We start from the raw sequence: 16,606 nt of genomic DNA, 5'->3' as shown, positions 1-16,606 counted from the left end.
CCCTTTCCGCCTGGTGCGCCGGGGCGGCGGGCCTGTAGGCCCTCGGGCAGTCCTGGCCCGAGGGGGAGGCCAGACCGGCGGCGAGACCGGCTCGGCAACGGTCTCGTGAGTGATGCGCCCGTTTCAACGATGCCGGCGCCTTGCCGCAATGCCGCCAGGCGAAGGATGCGCTGCGGTGGACCACGGCGCCCCCATCGAAGCCGCCTGCCGCATCATGATCCTCGAAGGCCAGCTCGAGGAAGCGCAGCGCGACAACGCCGAAAACCGGGCCGCCGGCCCTCTGACCCCGCCGGCCTCCACCGCGGCCTGACATACGGCCGGACCTCAGCGCGCAGCCGGGACGCCGCTGGACGCGGGCAGCCCCTCTATGACGGGGCGCCGGGCGGTACGGCTGCTCTCAAAGAGGTCCTTGGCCAGGTGTTGCGTTACAACAACACCAACTCGCACGGCCCGGCCTCCCTCACGTCACCGCACGCCCACACTGGCTCTGGCACACCGCGTCGTCAGCTCTGGCGCCGCCGCTTGCGGTTGGGGCGGCGCGGGCGTACGAGTGCGTCGAGTTCGCCCACAACTGCACGGATGTGGGACGGACCGGACCGGAGGCGCTCGCCTGCGCACCACCAGGAGAGCCGCCCGTCCGCCTAGCGGATGCATGCCGAGGCCGTGCTCGGTACAGAGCGGCCACGCCCGCCAGAGCCGCTCGGTGACGGTCTCCTGAGCGGCGTCGGCGATGGCCGCCAGGGCGAGGGCGAGGTTCTCCGCCGAGTCCGGATCCAAAGGATTGCCGTGCCACTCACCGTTGGCTAAAGCGACGTAGACGCTCTCCGGCTCGTCCTCGTCGTATGGGGGAAGGGCCGGCAGCTGGAGGAGTTTCTGCTCCGGCACGCTCATCGCCAGATCGCGGTTGAGTAGAGCGAGAGCCTCGTGTCACAGGGGGTATTCGCCTGGCGGGACCAGGCGGGACCAGGCGGGGCTCAGGGCGGTCGAAGGGAGCACGCATGGTGGCCATCCTGCACTGCGGACGGCCGACGTAATCGTGCACCACGTTGTTAGCGCAGCGCACCGACGCCATGCCATCGCAGCAGATGGCCGCCGACGCGACCGACGGCCGCGTGGACTTCGCGAAGGACCAACGCCTGCAATGGTGGACCGCAAAGTCCTCGCTCAATGGGCCGCTGGCTCCCGACCGCTGTGGGAAGTGTTGCGTCAGGTCCCCCCGCCCCGTAGGCCCGGGTCGGCGTGTCGGCCCTGGTATCGGAACGACCCCTTCCCGGCCCGATTGTCACGAGCTCGTCATAGCGCCGTCACCACGCTGCCGCAGCCTCAGCTACCTCTCAAAACCCTCTTCCACCAGTGGTTTTGCATGATCTACATTTCATCTTGCCTCCCAGGGGGGGAGGTCAAGACAGCAGTCCTGGGGGACATCTTCATGAACGCCCGCGCCACCTCTCGTCGCTTCCGCGTGCTCACCTGCACCGCCCTCGCCCTGGTCACCGGGATGATCACCACCGGTCAGGCCTTCGCCTCCGAGCCGCCGGTCGTCCCCGGCAAGCCGTCCGCCGCGGCGCAGACCGTCCCGCAGCCGGGTGGCGCCGTCGCCGCCCCGAAGGCCAAGACCGCCGCCAAGGCGGCCGCGGCCGTCTCCCCGCGCCTGGACATTGACGGCGACGGGAAGGACGACTTCCTTCTGCGCAACGTGTGGGGCGGCTGGTCGGTGCGCTACGGCTCCGGCGCCACCGCCGCGTTCCCGATCGCCGGGGAGATCAAGAACGTCGCCGAGCACAAAGAGGTCGTGCCGGTCGGCGACCTCGACGGGAACGGCAGCCCCGAGCTCCTGACCATCAACACCCTGGGCGGCATCCAGCTGCACACCGCAACCACGAAGGGCAGCACGCCGACCGGCTGGGCCTCCGGCGGCTGGCACGTGTTCAACAAGGTGGCGGGGGCGGGCGACCTGACCGGCGACGGCCGCCCGGACCTGTTGGCCCGTACGACCAAGGGCCGGCTCTTCCTGTACGCGGGCACCGGCAAGGCCGACACGACCAGCCCGTACACGGACCCGATCGAGGTCATGGGCAACCAGTGGAACCTCGTCAACCTCGTCACGGGCTACGACTTCGACAAGGACGGCCTGGCCGACCTGATCACCCGGTCCCCGGACGGTCTGCTGTACTTCCGGCCCTCCACCGGCAAGCCCGGCGACACGTTCGGCGCCCCCGTCCAGATCGGCCACGGCTGGCAGCAGTTCGACCAGGTCCTCGCCCAGGGCGACAAGGACGGCAATGTCCGGCTCCTGGCCCGCATGAACGACGGTGGCGCGCTGGTCTACACGAGCCTGGGCAACGGCAAGCTGAGCCAGACCGGTACCTACGACCTGGAGTTCCCGCACTTCCTCGGTTTCGCCGGTGACGACTCCCCGAACGGTGCCTACGGCAAGAAGAGCCTGATCGCCCGCGACGCCGGCGGCTCCATGTCGCGGTACCTCTCCAGCGGCCGCAACCGCTTCGAGGGGCCGGTCGGTTACTACGCGTTCAGTCAGGTCCCGAGCAGCACCGACACCCTGATCCACGCCTCGGGGCTCGGCACCAACGCGGACGGCAACGTCCTCAAGATCACCGCCGGTGGTCAGCTGTGGGCGCTTCGCGAAGCCGGTGACGTGAACCTGGGCGCAGGCTGGGGCATCTACAACACCGTCATCGGCATCGGCGACCTGACGGGGGACGGCCGCGGCGACCTGCTGGCCCGTGAGAAGGGCGGCGATCTGTACCTGTACCCGGGTCGCGGCACCGGCACCGGCTTCTACAACCGCCTCAAGGTCGGCAGCAACTGGAACTCCCTGGACCGGATCACGGGAGCCGGCGACATGACCGGCGACGGCCTCCCCGACCTGGTCGGCCGCGGCACCGACGGTCGCCTGTGGCTGTACCAGGGCACCCGCGACACGGCCATGCCGTTCGCGCAGCCGGTCCAGGTCGGCAGTGGCTGGAAGGACATGACCGCGATCGTCTCCCCCGGAGACCTGAACGCCGACGGCCTGTCCGACCTGGTCGCCCGCGACTCCCAGGGCACGCTCTGGCTGTACACCGCGAGCGGCCGCACCCTGCTCGACCCCGCGACCACCTACGAGCCCCGCACCGCCCTGGGCGCGGGCTGGAACCAGTTCACCGACCTGATCTGATCCGTGCCGTCCCACCGCGGGCGACACCCCGGTGCCCCCTCACCGCGCCCCACCGGATTCCTCCGGTGGGGCGCGGTGCCGTGCCGGGACGCCCCCCGAAAGGGGGCACCGCGTTCGCCCGTTGATTAGTACCGAGTAATTAGGTTGAGCCTTCCGGGGTACTCGCCGGTTCATCCGGGTCATGTTGGTCGCGGTGAGGTGCGGGCGCCGGCGAGGAGGCCATCCCGAGTGGTCTTGTCCCCGCCGATCGCGCCGATACTCGCGCAAGCCGCCGAGTCGATGCCGACCCCCAAGACGGCCGGCTCGCTGGCCTTCGAGCAGAAAATCGACCGACACGGGGCGTTGCTCTTCACCTCACTCGTACCGGGCGGCCCGGTGCTCTCCCAGACCTGGGGCGGATCACCCGCAGGTCGTCGTCCGCCGTGACGTCACCGGCCCTGCCAGCCGCCCACTCCTCATCCTCGCCCGCCACGACCAGGCGGGCCGCCTCCGCGCGGTCGGGCGTACGGTCCCGCTGCGCCCGGACGCGGCGCGCGGCGTCGCCGGGCACCTGGTCGCCCCCGACTCCGAACACCCGTGGGAGGGGGCGCGGTTCACGGCGGCATGAGGGCCGCGTGACGTCCTGGACGCGGTCCTGGTCCGCCCGCGGACCTGGTGGCGGAGATCAGCACCGACCGGGCCGTTGACCGGGGCGGGGTCTTCTGACATCCGCTGCGTTTCAACGCGGCTGCGTCACGAGGTGGGGGCCAGGGCCGGCTACCTCGGAGCGCCCGCTGGGCACGATTCGCTGGCCTCACACATGAGTGCGTCGATGACCTGCTGGTCCTGGACTCCGTAGATCCGGCAGAGATCACGGACATCACGCGGGTTGATCCGGCGGTGGCCGTTCTCCAGCAGGCTGATCTTTGGCTGGGAGACCATGAGCAGGGCTGCTGCCTCGGCGGACTTGATGCCCTTGGACTCGCGTAGCTTGCGAAGCTCGGCCCCCAGCCAGCGCCGCCTGATGAGTGGATCTGTATCAGCCACCACGGGACATGCACCTCCGACTGCCTTAGCCCTGATGCAGCAGCCGACGAGGCCCTGACCACGGGCGCGGCCAGGCCCGTTTCACGGGCTCTGCGGGAGGGCTGAACGTTCCTGCAAGTGTCGCCCCACCACCGCCGCCCAAGCCCAGGCAGGCACGCCGCCAGATAGGTGAATCGACCTCATGCAGGGGTGAATTCGATGCTCAGGTCGCACAACCCTTCGCATCTCACACCCCACGAACACCTCGCAGGTTCAGGTACTCAAGCTCGGCGACGCTCCAACGTGGGCACATCGCGTACCGGGAGCGGGTGGAGTCAAATCAACTGCTTAGCCGGCGGAGGCGATGAGGCCCTCACAGAGCGCTCTGCAGATGATGGAGATCAACATGGACGCGGACATCCAGGCCGCCGCGGATCTCGACTTCGCCTCTCCTGCATGAGACGGATGAGGTTCGTTGTCATCGGCGGTGGGGGCGTCGATGGCGCGCAGCCGACGGTGGGAGTACCCCTCGGCCGAGCTGAGGTCCCGGCCTGCGGGGACCGAGCGACGACCGGGTGATTATTGCGCCCCGGACCGGCAGATGCCGTCCGTCTGCACTGTCCATGACCGACGGACTGCACGCGCAGCGCCAAACGCCTGCTGACCCGCCCACCGCCAAGATCAAACGAGGCGGGGACATCTCGCGGTGGCTCGCCAACGCCCTCGCCGAAGCCCTGTCGTCGGCCAGCAGGTCGCTCAGGCTTCAGGTGTGACAATTGCTGCACATCATGTGCTGGCCCAACGTTGCCGGCCCTGCATCTCCGGTTTTGCCGGACACGCCAGATCGGAGAATCCCATGGCCATTTCACAACGCTGGCGTCTGCGGGGCACTGTCTCTGACGGCTACACCGGTCAGGAGGCCCGCACGCTGCTCGTACACAGGCTGGACTGGGCGAGCAACGAGACGTGGTTCGAGGATGGCCAGGGCCAGCTGTTGTCCGTGATCACCAACGGCGAGCGCGCGGTGGTCGCTCTGCTCGACCACGCACGTGATCCCGGTGAGCACCTCGTCGATCCGAAGAGCAAGGGCGACTCCGGCGGGTACGCGATGTCCAACGGGCAGATCGACACGTATCTCAATCGGGACACCGTCCCCTTCCCTGTCGCCTGCCGGGCCGTGGCGCACTTCATCGAGCACGGTCTCTGGCCCCACGACGTGGCGGTAGAGGACGACCGCTCGTCGGGGAGCCGCCGGCCTGCCTCGGCCAGGGACTGCCGCTGAGCCAGGAAACGGGCGCTGGCCAAGTCGAACAAGCCCACCGTTTTACGTCGTGATCCACCCGCAGGTCGTCGTCCGCGGTGACGTCACCGGCGCCGAGCCGCCTACGCCCGGGGGCGCCCGCCCCGCGGCCGCTCTGCCAGCCACTTCGTGGTCTTCGACGTGTTGCAGCAGGACGGCGAAGAGCTGCTCACCCTCCCGTACAAGCAGCGCCGCTGACTGGAAGGGCTCTTCGCCGCCCGCTCCCTGACCACTCCGCTCCGGGGAGGACGTAGCGCGGTTCGGCCCGGGGCCGGCGGCCGGCTGACCCTCGCTCAGTTGGCGCGAAGGGCAGGCAGCCGGGTGGGAGTTGCACACTTCCGTTTCATCTCTGGTCAAATCCGGCAGATTCTCCAAAACCATCACCTACCGGAGAGGCTTGATTGTGAGCGAGTTCGACATCTGGGGCTATCGCCCGACCACTGGGTACCAGCAGGGAACCGACCTGATCGGCTATAAGGTCGAGGCCACCGACGGCAGCATCGGGAAGATCAGTAAGCATTCCGAGGAGGTCGGTGCGTCCTACCTCGTCGTTGACACCGGGGTGTGGATCTTCGGCAAGCACGTCCTGCTGCCTGCCGGGACCATCACGCTGATCGACGCTGTCCAGGAGACGGTCTACGTCGACCGGACGAAAGAGCAGATCAAGGACGCCCCCGAGTTCGACGAGGCCCAGCACACGAGCGAGCCCACCTACCTTGAGCAGTTCGGCCGGTACTACAACATGCCGCACATGTAGGAGCACCGTGTTGCCCCTGCCGGCAGGGCGAAGCCGGCTCGCCTGGTTGGGCGCATCTGCCGACGCGGACGTCCGGCCGGTCGCGGACATCTCCTTCTGCAACGGTGCCGCACACCACTGGACAGGCTGCGAGGACATGGCAGGGCCCGCCCGAGGGCGCGGTTCGGGCGGGCCCGCTACGTGGCGGCGCGCTCCAGCGCGTCGTCACGCATGTCGTCGTCCATCTCCCGCTCGCGCTCACGCGGCGGGTTCTGGCTGCTGCGCTCGTGCGCCGGACGGCCCTGCATGTCCTTCGGCTCGTCCTTGGCCCGGGCGCTGGGGGCGCTCCACTGCGGGCCCGGGTCCAGTCGAGCTGTCCGTGCGGGGTTTCGTCGGCCCACTGACAGCGACTGCGGCGGAGGAAGATACAGAAAGCGTTCGGCATCAGGCCGGCCCGCGCCTTGCTGGAGGCGTTGGAGGCCCGGTATGTACGGTCGCCGGTGTTGACCGGGAGCAGGTCTTGGCCGGCGAGGAGTTGGGTGAGCTGCCCGGTGGGGCGTCCCGTTACACGGGTGGCTCAGGGGCGGGTGCGAGATCTTCAGGCCGGTGCACCTCCGCGCCTGCCTGGGGGAAGAGGGCGACGATTCCGCCGTCCGCAGTCTTCATGACGACCTCGCCCACAGGGTCCTCGGGGTGGTCTGTTGCGGTAGTGAGCGTGACCCGGTCCCCGATTGACCAGTCGTTCATCTGCTAGTCCTTGCTGCAACCGCTGGGGCCCGTGTGGCCACTGACCCAGTATGCGGGGATGAGCCCCTCTGTCGTAGGCGCACTCAGTCTCCGGAAGTCGAATGCCGTCTGGGTGTCCAGTACCTACTGCCGTGCAAGGGGACATCAAGCCGCGACGCAGCCAGCTACCCAGACGGCCGTGCCTGATCAGCGCTGTGAAGCGACGGGTCGCACGGGTACTCCCGTGTGACCCGTCGCTGTCTACCCTCCCCGGCTGCGGGACGGATCGGGGTTGCACCCGGAAGGGGGCTGAACGGTTGCTTGCAGCGGGGGACCGGAGGTAGCACCGGGGGTGTGAACCCCCGTTCTCTCGATCGGACCGTTCTTGCAGGCTAGGTCCTGTGGGCAAGCGCCCTCGGGAAACGGCACCTCTAATTCGAGGCCTCAGGGTCTCCGGAAAAATTAAGTGTCTGCAGAGAGCTTCCGTCCGGCTGTCTGGCGCGTCTACGCTCGCTGGCGATGGGAGCGCTCCCATCGCCAGCGGATCACCGTCATGCACAGTCGAGAAGGTCGTCCAGGTAGAGGCGCCTCGCCCGCTGTTGGAGCAGCAGTGGTATCGCCTCGGTGCGGCAGCCGGTGAGTGTCACGGATCCCGTTCGCTGACGCAGACGTTGCTTCGACCGTTTTGAGGCCGGTCTCTTGCCGACTGGCGCCCATATGGGGCGATCAGTCATATACGCGGGTTGAGGGAGTGTGATGAGCATGCGAAGAGCTCTTCGGGCCTTCGGTGTCGTCGGAGTGCTTGTGACGGGTTCGGTGGCCGGACTCGGCGGCCCGGACTCGGCGGTCGCCTCACCGGCGGCCGGTCAACTTGCCACAGCCGGCCAGGCATCGGCCGTCGCCGCGGCGCCGGAACTGCACGTGTCGGGCAACCGCCTGGTCACCGTGTCCGGTTCCCCGTTCCGCCCCCTGGGCGTCAACCGGTCCGGCGGGGAGTTCGGCTGTGTCCAGGGCAAGGAGATATTCGACGGGCCGACGAACCAAGCGGCCATCGATGCGATGAAGGCCTGGAACATCAACACCGTCCGGCTCCCGCTGAACGAGGAGTGCTGGCTGGGCACCGAGAACATCCCCGCGACGGCACCCAGCGCCGCGGAGTACCAGCAGGCGGTCAAGGACTACACGGGCCGGCTGGTGGCCAACGGCATTCACGTGATCCTCGATCTGCACTGGACCTGGGGTGAGTACACCGGGCCCGGCGCAGGATGCCCGGATGTCGCGGCCACTTGTCAGAAGCCGATGCCGAACACGCGCTACACCCCGACGTTCTGGTCCGAGGTGGCCACGACCTTCAAGGGGAACGACGCGGTCATCTTCGATCTGTTCAATGAGCCGTACCCGGACGCGGCCAACAACTGGTCCGACGCCACGGCCGCGTGGACCTGCCTGCGAGACGGCGGCACCTGCGCCGGGATCAACTACCAGGTCGCCGGCATGCAGACCCTCGTCGACGCGGTACGCCACACGGGCGCCACCAATGTGATCATGGCGGGTGGCCTGGAGTGGGCCAACAACCTGAGCCGGTGGCTGGAATTCAAGCCGACCGACCCCACCGGCAATCTGATGGCCTCATGGCACTCGTACAACTTCAACGGCTGCGTGACCACCTCGTGCTGGGACAGCAACATCGGCACGGTCGCCGCCCAGGTGCCGGTCCACGCCGGTGAGATCGGCCAGAACACCTGCGCCCACGACTACATCGACCAGGTGATGGCCTGGGCGGACACCCACAGGATCGGGTACACGGCCTGGACCTGGAACCCTTGGGGTTGCAGCGGTGGCAGTGTGCTCATCGAGGACTGGAACGGCACACCGACCAGCACCTACGGGGAAGGGTTCAGGACGCACCTGCTCAGCCAGAACCCCGGTGGTCCCGGCGATGACACCGCGGCGCCCACCACTCCCGGGACTCCTACGGCCTCCGAGGTGACGGCCACATCCGCCACCTTGAGTTGGGCGGCGTCCACGGACAATGTGGGTGTCACCGGTTACGACGTCGTCGGTGTCCATGGTGGCACCGAGACGCAGGTGGCCGGCTCGGCGTCCAACCGGGTCACCGTTACGGGGCTGTCCGGCAACACGGCCTACACCTTCGCCGTCTACGCCAAGGACGCGGCCGGCAACCGCTCCGCACGCTCGGCCCCCGTCGCCGTCACCACCACGGGCGCCCCGACGGGCACCTGCTCCGTCGGCTACCGCATCGCGGGGGACTGGGGAAGCGGCTTCCAGGGCGAGATCGTGATTCGCAACACCGGCACCGCCGCCATCAACAGCTGGAATCTCGGCTTCACCTTCACAGGCGGCCAGAGCATCAACAACATGTGGGGCGGCACCCCGTCACAGAACGGCGGCTCGGTGAGCGTGACCCCCGCCTCCTACACCAACACCATCCCCGCCGGTGGCTCCGTCGTCCTCGGCTTCATCGCCAACAGGGGCAGCACGAACACCACCCCGACCACCTTCACCCTCAGCGGTAGCCCCTGCGCCACAGCCTGACCACAGCCGCTGACCGCGCAACCACCAACTGTTGACCCGCCGTTCCCCCTCCGCAAGCCCCGGGAACTCATGCCCAGCGGCAACCGGAGAGGGAACACCCGCCGGGGTGACCAGGTGCATTACCCGCGGTGGCAGACCCCGCACCGACCGGGACAAGAAGACCCCACTCACAGGGTGAGTGGGGTGGGCGGCCAGCGCCCGGATTTGAACCGGGGTTTCCGCTGCGGGGCGAACCCGCGTGCGACGTGCGCCGGCCGGGGGATCGGGGCGCTGGTGGCGCCTCAGCGGCCGTGCAGGGCGTGTCAGCCGGCTCGGCAGCGAGGCGGGCCCGGCGCGAGGTCATCGGGGGTGCGAGGAGCGTTGCGGGGCGCGGGCCGGTGGCCAGAGGGATTGATCACGCTGGCCAGATCCCGGCGGAGCCGTAGAGCAGCGTCGGCCTTGGGTGCGGCATTCGCCCGCTCGTGACCCGGGCTTCCATCGATCAAAGTTCGGTGATGTCCCGTCTCACTCAACCGAGTCGTTTCTCAACGAACCGAATTCGGGCTTCTGTCTCAGCGAGTGTTCAGGCGGCGTACGGCGTGGGCTTCGGCGCGTTCGACGGCGGTCCGTCCGTGGGTGTGGACGAGAGCTAGGTGGAACAAGGCCGGGGCGACGGGTGCCCAATGGTGGATACGGTCAGCGCGCAGAAGGTGGCCGACCACGTCCGCGGGCCGGAAGGCGATGGGGTGGTCAGGTTCCGTACTGGGCGCGGCGCCGCTCGCGGCAGGCCGGGCACAAAGGCGAAGCCCCTATCCCGTAACGGCAGGTGGGAGCGTGGCTTCTCTGCACCGACAGCGAGATCAAGGCCGTCATCGAAGCGCCGGCCGAAGACCTCATCACGTTCCTGCAAGTCATCACCCAGGTGCTCGGCTACGGACGTGCGGACGCCGTACCCACGCGTGCAGGCATCTGTCCGGCCTCTCCTTGAGGCTCGGAAGCGCCCTGCCCAATGAGCCAGAGATGTTGCAGTTGACACCCCAGCATCTCGCGGCTGGCCGGCCGCGCAGCCACACGCTTGACCTCTGCTGCCCGCTTCGTACAACCATCACCAGCCATACGATCGGTCCCGCTGCGAGAACGATCAGCAGCAGACAGGTCGTATTGCCATCACCAGCCACACGACAGGTCCCGCTGCCAGAACGATCAGCAGTAGACAGCACGGTAGCGGGGACGGCCCCTTGAGGGGTGGCTGGGCTGCTATCTGCGGGGCCACTCGGCGCACGTCGTCGGCGTGATACCACCTCTTGCTGGCGTACCCCGTAGTGGTCATCCAGCTCTCCGCATGGATCCGCACCCCATGGGCCAGCGCATTCACATACACCGAGCGAGTACCGACGCCCGGCCACAAGGTGCTCACCTGGCGCTCCGTCAGCCAGCCGCCCCCCTCGTCCACCATATTCCGCCCTTCCCCCAGCAGCCGGTGACACGGCTTCATGAACTGTCCCATAGCCAGGCGTAGTTATTCCTCCATTCGCTCCTCTGGGTTCCGACGCGGCGATCCGCTTCCCGGGCCCCGAACGCCTGGCGCGAGCGGGTTGGCCCTGGTCGTCGAGAACGGGCGGTCAGGGTCTGACTGCCGCCCTACCCCGAATTACGGCGCCGGGGCGCGAGCACCGTTAGTGCAGTCAACAAGCCAGGACGCACAGGGTCCGGTCTGCGAGGGAGACCAGGTAGCGACCTGCGGTCTGGCAGTGGGGGCGGGGGAGGTCATGGCGCTGCTCCTCGGTGCGGGGGTCCCCCTATTCCATCATGTGTTCGATTTTCGGTGCGAGGTGGCGGGCCGTAGGTCAGCGGTAGGTCTGGTGGCACAGCGAGGTGATGGCGGGGCTGGTGACGCCGTGCGCGGCGCGGCACAGCTCCCGCATGTCCCCGGCACCGGCACCGGCACCGGCACCGGGTGCGGGACGGGCCGGCCGGTGGGGCGCCGGGGCCTTGGGGCGGGCTTTCGTCTGCGCGCGGGCCGTCGGTTTCGCTGCGGGGGGCGCGGCCCGTTTGGGGGCGGTGGCCCGTCGGCCCCGTGGCGTTCCCGGCCCGGCCGGGCGGCGGGGAGCGGCCCCGGTGCGCCGGGCCTCGCTGGTGCTTTGGCGGTCCGTTGCCGTGGGGCCGGGTCCGTGGTCCTGCGCGGGGGTGGGAGCCGTCGGTGCGGCGGGCGCAGGCTTGGGCAGGGGTGAGAGCGGCAGTGCCGCCCCGGGCACGGGCCGGGCGGGCAGGGGGCCGGCCGGGTGCTTGTGATCGGCCGCCCCCGCGGCGCGGGCACCGGGAGGCGGGAGCGGGGCGGGGTGGACGGTGACGCATCCGGGGGCCGTGAGCAGGACGGCCAGGAGCAGGGGGAGGGACCAGCGGCGCATGCCGCCACCGTGCCGCACGCAGGCGACCCCGCTCGCCTGACGGCCCCGCCTGCCCCTCGGATGGATGACGCCTTGGACGCATTGCGGACCGGCCGGTCTGGCCTGGCGGACTCTGGAAGGGAGGACGACAAGGGAGGCTCCAGGATGACCCTGAGACCGCCGGTTGAACCGATGTTGGCGCAGGCCGCCGATACGATTCCGGCCCCGCCCCGCAGCGGCCCGGGTCTGGCGTATGAGCAGAAGTTCGACGGGCACCGGGCGCTGGTGTTCACCCCGGCCGGGCCGGGCGGGCGGGTGTTGGTGCAGAGCCGGCGCGGGTCTCTCATCCAGGATCGTTTCCCAGACCTGGCGGCCGCCGCCGCCCAGCTCCCCGGCGCCCTGGTCCTCGATGGTGAGCTGTTGGTCTGGGATGTCGAGGCGGGCCACTTGAGCTTCGAGGGGTTGCAGCGCCGGGCGGCCGCCCGCAGCCGGGGCGCGGCCGCCCTCGCGGCCAGCCTGCCGGCCCACTTCGTGGTGTTCGATGTGTTGCAGCAGGACGGCGAGCAGCTGCTCACCCTTCCCTACCGGGAACGCCGCCGCCGACTGGAAGTGCTCTTCTCTGCGCGCGCCCTGACGGCCCCGTGGATGCTCTGCCCGATGACCACGGACGTCGCCGTGGCGCGGGAGTGGCTCGAGTCCTGGACCGACGTCGCGGGCCTGGAAGGCCTCTTGCAGCCAGGGTTTGGCATTGACCGATTGACCGCTATGTTGCCGTGTCGCCGGTCAGTCAATTCCCTATATCAAACGTCAGACGATTTCCCACCGTCTCACGCCCAGCCGCTGTACGGTCAGGGCGACCGACGGGGTTCAGAGTGAACGTCAGTCGAGACGAGCGTCGAGCTCAGGTCGATGCGGTGCGCGCGCGAATGCGGTGCGCGCGCGAATGCGGTGCGCGGTCCGCAGTCCCTGCTTGGCGGCGATTGCCACGAGGCCGCCGAGGGTGGTTCTGGCGAGGTCGTGGGCGGCGAGGTGTTCCAGTGCTGGCAGGGCCCGGTCGTCGGCGGTGGAGCCAAGAGCGCGGCAGGCCAGTGCTCGGAGGTCCGGGTCGGGATCGGTGGTGAGGGCGATCAGGTCGTCCACCACCGGTGGGCCGAAGGCAGCGATCGCTGAGGCGAGATGGTTGGCCTTCGGGTTCCGGTGTTCCATCATGGCCTGTCAGAGCACAGCGAGTGCCCGGTCGCCGCCGATTTGGCCGAGCGCCAGGGCGGCCCTGCTGCGTACCCAGTTGGTCTCGTCGTTCAGCCGGGCTGCCAGCGCGGGCACGGCGGCCGGTTCCTCAAAGAGGCCGAGAGCCTCGCAGGCACCCTCGCGGACCATCGGATCGGGATGCTCCAGCAGAGCGGTGATCAGCGGAACCGCCCGGCGGAAGCCGAGTTCGGCACAGGCGAGCGCCGACCACCGCACCCCGCGGTGCCCGGTGTCGGCGAGCGCGCGCAGTAGCCCGGGTTCGACGCTCGCGTCGCCGAACAGGGCGATCCGGTTGAGTGCCTTGGTCCAGACGGTGACATCCTGCGTCCGGTGGTCGCAGGCGACCTCGGACAGGGCCGCCCGGGCCTGCGGATGGCCGAGCTCAGCCCACTCCAGCAGAGCGTCGATCGCCCGCAGCCGGATCGTGCGGTTCCTGCTCAACTCGGCGGCGTGGACGGTGACGAGGGATGTCGGCCCGTCCGGCGGGTGGCCGAGTGCGTCCCCGAGCGGGCTGGCGAGCGGTGGTTCGCGCTCGCCCAACGACAGGGCCAGTGGGCCGATTCGGGTGCCGACGTCCGCGTCGTAGCGGCCGTCGCCCCGCAGGTTCGCGGCCAGCTTGGCGACCGTACGGAACAGTAGTGGTGCGCGGTCCGATGGGGAATCAGCGACGGCGTCGAGTCGGCCGGACATCGCCGCGGTGACGGCGGTCGGCGGGCGACCGGTGGCCTCCAGGACCGCCTCCGCCCAGGCGAGCGGCTCGCTCTGACGCTCGTAGAGCTGGCGACCCCACAGGCGGAGGACGGCATCACGGTGGTCGGTCATCCCAGGATCGTTCCAGCAGGGAACACCGACGGCCAACGGGTTTTCCTCGCGGTCGGTCGGATACCAGATCATCTCGGCATTTCTCCGGCAGTCTTTGGTTACGACACCATCAACGGTCAGCGTCCCCCTGGGGAATCCTGACCGCCAGGGTGGGGAGGTACCTGACGCTGATCATGCAGATCGTGGGGAATTACGGGCTCTGTCGGGGATCTTGTGATGTCGCAGGGTTGAGCTGGGCAGTCTTCGGGTGTGCGGTTCAGGGGCGTTGGGGCGGTTATTGCCGCATCTGTCCGGAGTTGTCGTCGAGTCGATCAAGCGATCGGCCGGGGTCATCACGCTCGCGCCGGGTGTCAGAGCTTGCCGGTGAGATGCCCGCGGTGCGGGATGCCGTCGTGGCGGGTGCACGGCCGGTACGTCCGGAGGCTCGGTGACGCGCCCGTCGCCGGTATCCCGATGGTGATCGAGCTGATCGTGCGACGCTTCAAGTGCTTGAGCTGGTCGGATCCCACCACGGATGTATCCGGGAGGCGTTCACCCAGTCCCTGGTCACGGCGGAGGCGATCGTGCAGGCCCCGGTCGCGGCGGAGTCGGCCGGGGCTGCGGCCGTGCCGTTCGTTCCACCCGACGGCACTCTTGACGTAATGGGCAAGCCCCGGCGTCTGGTGGCCCGCACGGCCGAGCGTTACGCGGCGGTCCAGAAGCTGCTGACCGAGGGGAAATCCCTGGCGGCGATCGGCCGGATACTGCGGCTCGACCACTCCGCTGTCCGCCGGTTCGCCCGCGCCGGCAGCCTCGACGAACTCCTGGCCAAAGCCACCGGACGCCTGTCCGTACTGGACGAGCACAAGCCGTACCTTCTGCCCGCTGGCTGGAAGGCTGTCACGACATCCCCCAGCTCCACCGGGAACTGCGAGAGCGCGGATTTACCGGAGGTGTTCAGTGCGTCCGCCGCTACTTCCGGGCTTTCAGACCGCCCCGCCAGCCAGGGCGGAAGCAGCAGCGCGTATCCCGGCCTCAACCGAGGCCGGCGCCGAAGCCCCGACGCGTCGTCCGGTGGATCCTCACAAACCCGGAGCACCTCACCCCCGCGAACGCCGCCGAACTGAAGGAGATCCGCACGGTCTGCCCTCACCTCGACGCCGCAGCCCGCCACGTCCACGACTTCGCCGAGATGCTCCACCAGCTCCGCGGAGACCAACTTCCCGACTGGATGGACCGCGTCATGGGCGACGACCTCCCGGCACTGCACTCCCTGGTCAGCGGCCTGCGACGCGACTTCGATGCCGTCACCGCCGGACTGTCCACACCATGGAGCTCGGTCCAGGTCGAAGGACGTCACCCGCGTCAAACTCCTCAAACGCATGGGCTACGGCCGCGCAAACCTCGACCTCCTACGTCAACGGATCCTCCTCAGCCCATGACCCTGCGACAACTGAATGGCGCCGCACACCCGTGCGAGGATTCCGTCATGAACATCCCCACCCTTACGGAGCGCCGGTCTCCTTGGGTCGTCTTCACTCACGCTGACGACCGATGGGTGAGCGCCCAAACCGCCGAACTCCATGAGCAAGGCGGGCGCGTGTTCCGGTTGGACGGCCGGGAGCTGCGAGAGCCAACTTCGCTGTTTGCTGCCTTTGCCCGAGAGCTGTCCTTTCCTGGCTACTTCGGCCGCAACTGGGATGCCCTGGTGGACTGCCTGCACGACTGACACGGCCACGGCGGCGACTCGAAGGACATCGCCGTCGTGATTGACAACGCCGATGACCTGCTCGGTGTCGAGTTCCTCGGTCTGTTCGTCTCGGTCCTTTGCCAGGCAGGCTGGAATGCGAACCTGCAGCTCGACGCCGATGGCGTCCCGTACGAAAGCTGGCCGCCTTTCACTCTGCACTTCGTCTTCCTCCTCGACGACACCTCGCCAGCTGCTTTTGCCGAGGCCGCGGCTGAAGGCATGGACGTGGGGGTGGCCGTACAGGACGGGCGCTTGACTGCGACTCTCACTGGTGAGGACTGGCCGGGTGCTGACCCAGCCGTGGCGAACCCTGTGCTGCCGTCACCAGCGTGACGAGCACGTGACGGCAGACGCGCTCCATCACAAAATCCCCGACAGAGCCGAATTACTTGATCGTTGACATGCCGGTCTCCAGCTCTACCTGTTACGACCGCCGCTGTCCCAAAGCCCTTGCGCAGGTCACGGCGAATCCTGTAGCAACGCCTGCGTTCGGTCTCTACAGTCGCCGCATGGCCACCGAGGACGAGAATCCAAGCCAGCGCGACATCATTGCGATGCTCAAAGACCAGACCAGTGCCTGCAAGGCAGCGCGCGAGGCCATCGCAGCCGGCGGCGAGGTCATGCTCTACGACGGACAGCCTCCACAGTGGATGGTCCTTGGCATTGCTGCGACAAGACTGAGGCGGTCGTTGAAGATCGGCCTGACGACCGTCGGCCTTGACGAGACCGTTGAGATCCTCCGCGCCCGGCACCGCGATGAGCAACTGCGTACCGGCAACATCGTCGCAGCAAGCCGATCTTGGTTCTTCACCCTGTACTTCGACGCCACCGGGACCGAGCTCCTGGCGTGCAGCGGCGTCAAGAACGAGCGTCCCTCGCGGAGCGCCGGTCAGAAGCTCCAGCTGTAGAGGCCGCCACCCGTATTCACCGCAGACGCTGC

19 protein-coding genes are annotated in these 16,606 nt (G+C 68.6%); 13 read left to right on the top strand and 6 right to left on the bottom strand.

All coding sequences use genetic code 11. The features are described 5' to 3' along the window. Window positions 1-175 precede the first annotated feature (175 nt). The 3 genes from OTB20_RS17210 to OTB20_RS17200 all read left to right on the top strand — a co-directional run bounded on the left by OTB20_RS17210 (window position 176) and on the right by OTB20_RS17200 (window position 3,604). Window positions 176-310, top strand: coding sequence for a hypothetical protein (locus tag OTB20_RS17210; RefSeq protein ID WP_420716426.1), 135 nt, complete (start codon window positions 176-178; stop codon window positions 308-310). A gap of 1,119 nt (window positions 311-1,429) precedes the next feature. Continuing rightward, complete coding sequence (locus OTB20_RS17205; protein ID WP_267818485.1) at window positions 1,430-3,178, top strand: FG-GAP repeat domain-containing protein; 1,749 nt, start codon at window positions 1,430-1,432, stop codon at window positions 3,176-3,178. A 228-nt stretch (window positions 3,179-3,406) separates the two neighbouring features. Then, window positions 3,407-3,604: a hypothetical protein gene (locus tag OTB20_RS17200; RefSeq protein ID WP_267818483.1), complete on the top strand. Its 198-nt coding sequence runs from the start codon at window positions 3,407-3,409 to the stop codon at window positions 3,602-3,604. A gap of 330 nt (window positions 3,605-3,934) precedes the next feature. Here the strand turns inward: OTB20_RS17200 and OTB20_RS17195 are convergent, their stop codons facing one another. Beyond that, a complete protein-coding gene (locus OTB20_RS17195; protein WP_267818481.1) occupies window positions 3,935-4,204 on the bottom strand; it encodes a helix-turn-helix domain-containing protein in 270 nt (89 codons plus the stop codon). An 835-nt stretch (window positions 4,205-5,039) separates the two neighbouring features. Here OTB20_RS17195 and OTB20_RS17190 point away from each other — a divergent pair. Further along, a complete protein-coding gene (locus tag OTB20_RS17190; protein ID WP_267818480.1) occupies window positions 5,040-5,465 on the top strand; it encodes a hypothetical protein in 426 nt (141 codons plus the stop codon). 421 nt (window positions 5,466-5,886) lie between these two features. After that, a complete protein-coding gene (locus OTB20_RS17185; protein WP_267818478.1) occupies window positions 5,887-6,240 on the top strand; it encodes a PRC-barrel domain-containing protein in 354 nt (117 codons plus the stop codon). A 176-nt stretch (window positions 6,241-6,416) separates the two neighbouring features. Here the strand turns inward: OTB20_RS17185 and OTB20_RS17180 are convergent, their stop codons facing one another. Together OTB20_RS17180 and OTB20_RS17175 are read right to left on the bottom strand one after the other, a co-directional pair. Then, the gene (locus OTB20_RS17180; RefSeq protein WP_267818476.1) at window positions 6,417-6,620 is read right to left on the bottom strand and encodes a hypothetical protein; all 204 of its coding nucleotides are present in this window, start codon (window positions 6,618-6,620) and stop codon (window positions 6,417-6,419) included. A 163-nt stretch (window positions 6,621-6,783) separates the two neighbouring features. Continuing rightward, window positions 6,784-6,966, bottom strand: a complete 183-nt coding sequence (locus tag OTB20_RS17175) for a hypothetical protein (RefSeq protein ID WP_267818474.1) — start codon at window positions 6,964-6,966, stop codon at window positions 6,784-6,786. A gap of 741 nt (window positions 6,967-7,707) precedes the next feature. On the opposite strand from OTB20_RS17175, the gene OTB20_RS17170 reads away from it, so the two are divergent. Both OTB20_RS17170 and OTB20_RS17165 read left to right on the top strand, forming a co-directional pair. After that, complete coding sequence (locus tag OTB20_RS17170; RefSeq protein WP_267818472.1) at window positions 7,708-9,501, top strand: cellulase family glycosylhydrolase; 1,794 nt, start codon at window positions 7,708-7,710, stop codon at window positions 9,499-9,501. 805 nt (window positions 9,502-10,306) lie between these two features. Continuing rightward, entirely contained in the window at window positions 10,307-10,468 is a 162-nt protein-coding gene (locus OTB20_RS17165) for a hypothetical protein (RefSeq protein ID WP_267818471.1), read from the top strand. 859 nt (window positions 10,469-11,327) lie between these two features. On the opposite strand, the gene OTB20_RS17160 is transcribed toward OTB20_RS17165, so the two are convergent. Beyond that, window positions 11,328-11,888 (bottom strand): hypothetical protein, encoded by a 561-nt coding sequence (locus tag OTB20_RS17160; protein WP_267818469.1) that lies wholly within the window; start codon window positions 11,886-11,888, stop codon window positions 11,328-11,330. 144 nt (window positions 11,889-12,032) lie between these two features. On the opposite strand from OTB20_RS17160, the gene OTB20_RS17155 reads away from it, so the two are divergent. Then, window positions 12,033-12,743 carry a hypothetical protein gene (locus tag OTB20_RS17155; RefSeq protein ID WP_267818467.1) on the top strand — a complete coding sequence of 237 codons (711 nt, stop codon included), beginning with the start codon at window positions 12,033-12,035 and terminating at the stop codon, window positions 12,741-12,743. A 3-nt stretch (window positions 12,744-12,746) separates the two neighbouring features. On the opposite strand, the gene OTB20_RS17150 is transcribed toward OTB20_RS17155, so the two are convergent. Both OTB20_RS17150 and OTB20_RS17145 read right to left on the bottom strand, forming a co-directional pair. Beyond that, entirely contained in the window at window positions 12,747-13,076 is a 330-nt protein-coding gene (locus tag OTB20_RS17150; RefSeq protein ID WP_267818465.1) for a HEAT repeat domain-containing protein, read from the bottom strand. A gap of 6 nt (window positions 13,077-13,082) precedes the next feature. Further along, a complete protein-coding gene (locus OTB20_RS17145) occupies window positions 13,083-13,937 on the bottom strand; it encodes a HEAT repeat domain-containing protein (RefSeq protein ID WP_267818463.1) in 855 nt (284 codons plus the stop codon). Window positions 13,938-14,321: 384 nt separating this feature from the next. Between OTB20_RS17145 and OTB20_RS42770 the strand changes: the two genes are divergently transcribed. The 5 genes from OTB20_RS42770 to OTB20_RS17125 all read left to right on the top strand — a co-directional run bounded on the left by OTB20_RS42770 (window position 14,322) and on the right by OTB20_RS17125 (window position 16,574). After that, window positions 14,322-14,579, top strand: a complete 258-nt coding sequence (locus tag OTB20_RS42770; RefSeq protein ID WP_420716425.1) for a hypothetical protein — start codon at window positions 14,322-14,324, stop codon at window positions 14,577-14,579. Next, window positions 14,579-15,043 (top strand): hypothetical protein, encoded by a 465-nt coding sequence (locus OTB20_RS42765; RefSeq protein WP_420716424.1) that lies wholly within the window; start codon window positions 14,579-14,581, stop codon window positions 15,041-15,043. The genes OTB20_RS42770 and OTB20_RS42765 overlap by 1 nt, the downstream gene beginning before the upstream one ends. A gap of 362 nt (window positions 15,044-15,405) precedes the next feature. Beyond that, complete coding sequence (locus OTB20_RS17135) at window positions 15,406-15,645, top strand: barstar family protein (protein ID WP_267818460.1); 240 nt, start codon at window positions 15,406-15,408, stop codon at window positions 15,643-15,645. A 36-nt stretch (window positions 15,646-15,681) separates the two neighbouring features. Beyond that, window positions 15,682-15,999, top strand: a complete 318-nt coding sequence (locus OTB20_RS17130) for a hypothetical protein (protein WP_267818458.1) — start codon at window positions 15,682-15,684, stop codon at window positions 15,997-15,999. A gap of 176 nt (window positions 16,000-16,175) precedes the next feature. Then, a complete protein-coding gene (locus OTB20_RS17125; RefSeq protein ID WP_267818456.1) occupies window positions 16,176-16,574 on the top strand; it encodes a hypothetical protein in 399 nt (132 codons plus the stop codon). Window positions 16,575-16,606: the final 32 nt, after the last annotated feature.

The organism is Streptomyces sp. H27-H1, from assembly GCF_026627445.1.
Classification (GTDB): Bacteria; Actinomycetota; Actinomycetes; order Streptomycetales; family Streptomycetaceae; genus Streptomyces.
Note: the sequence above shows the minus strand (reverse complement) of the source record. Positions and strands in the feature narration are given on the sequence as shown.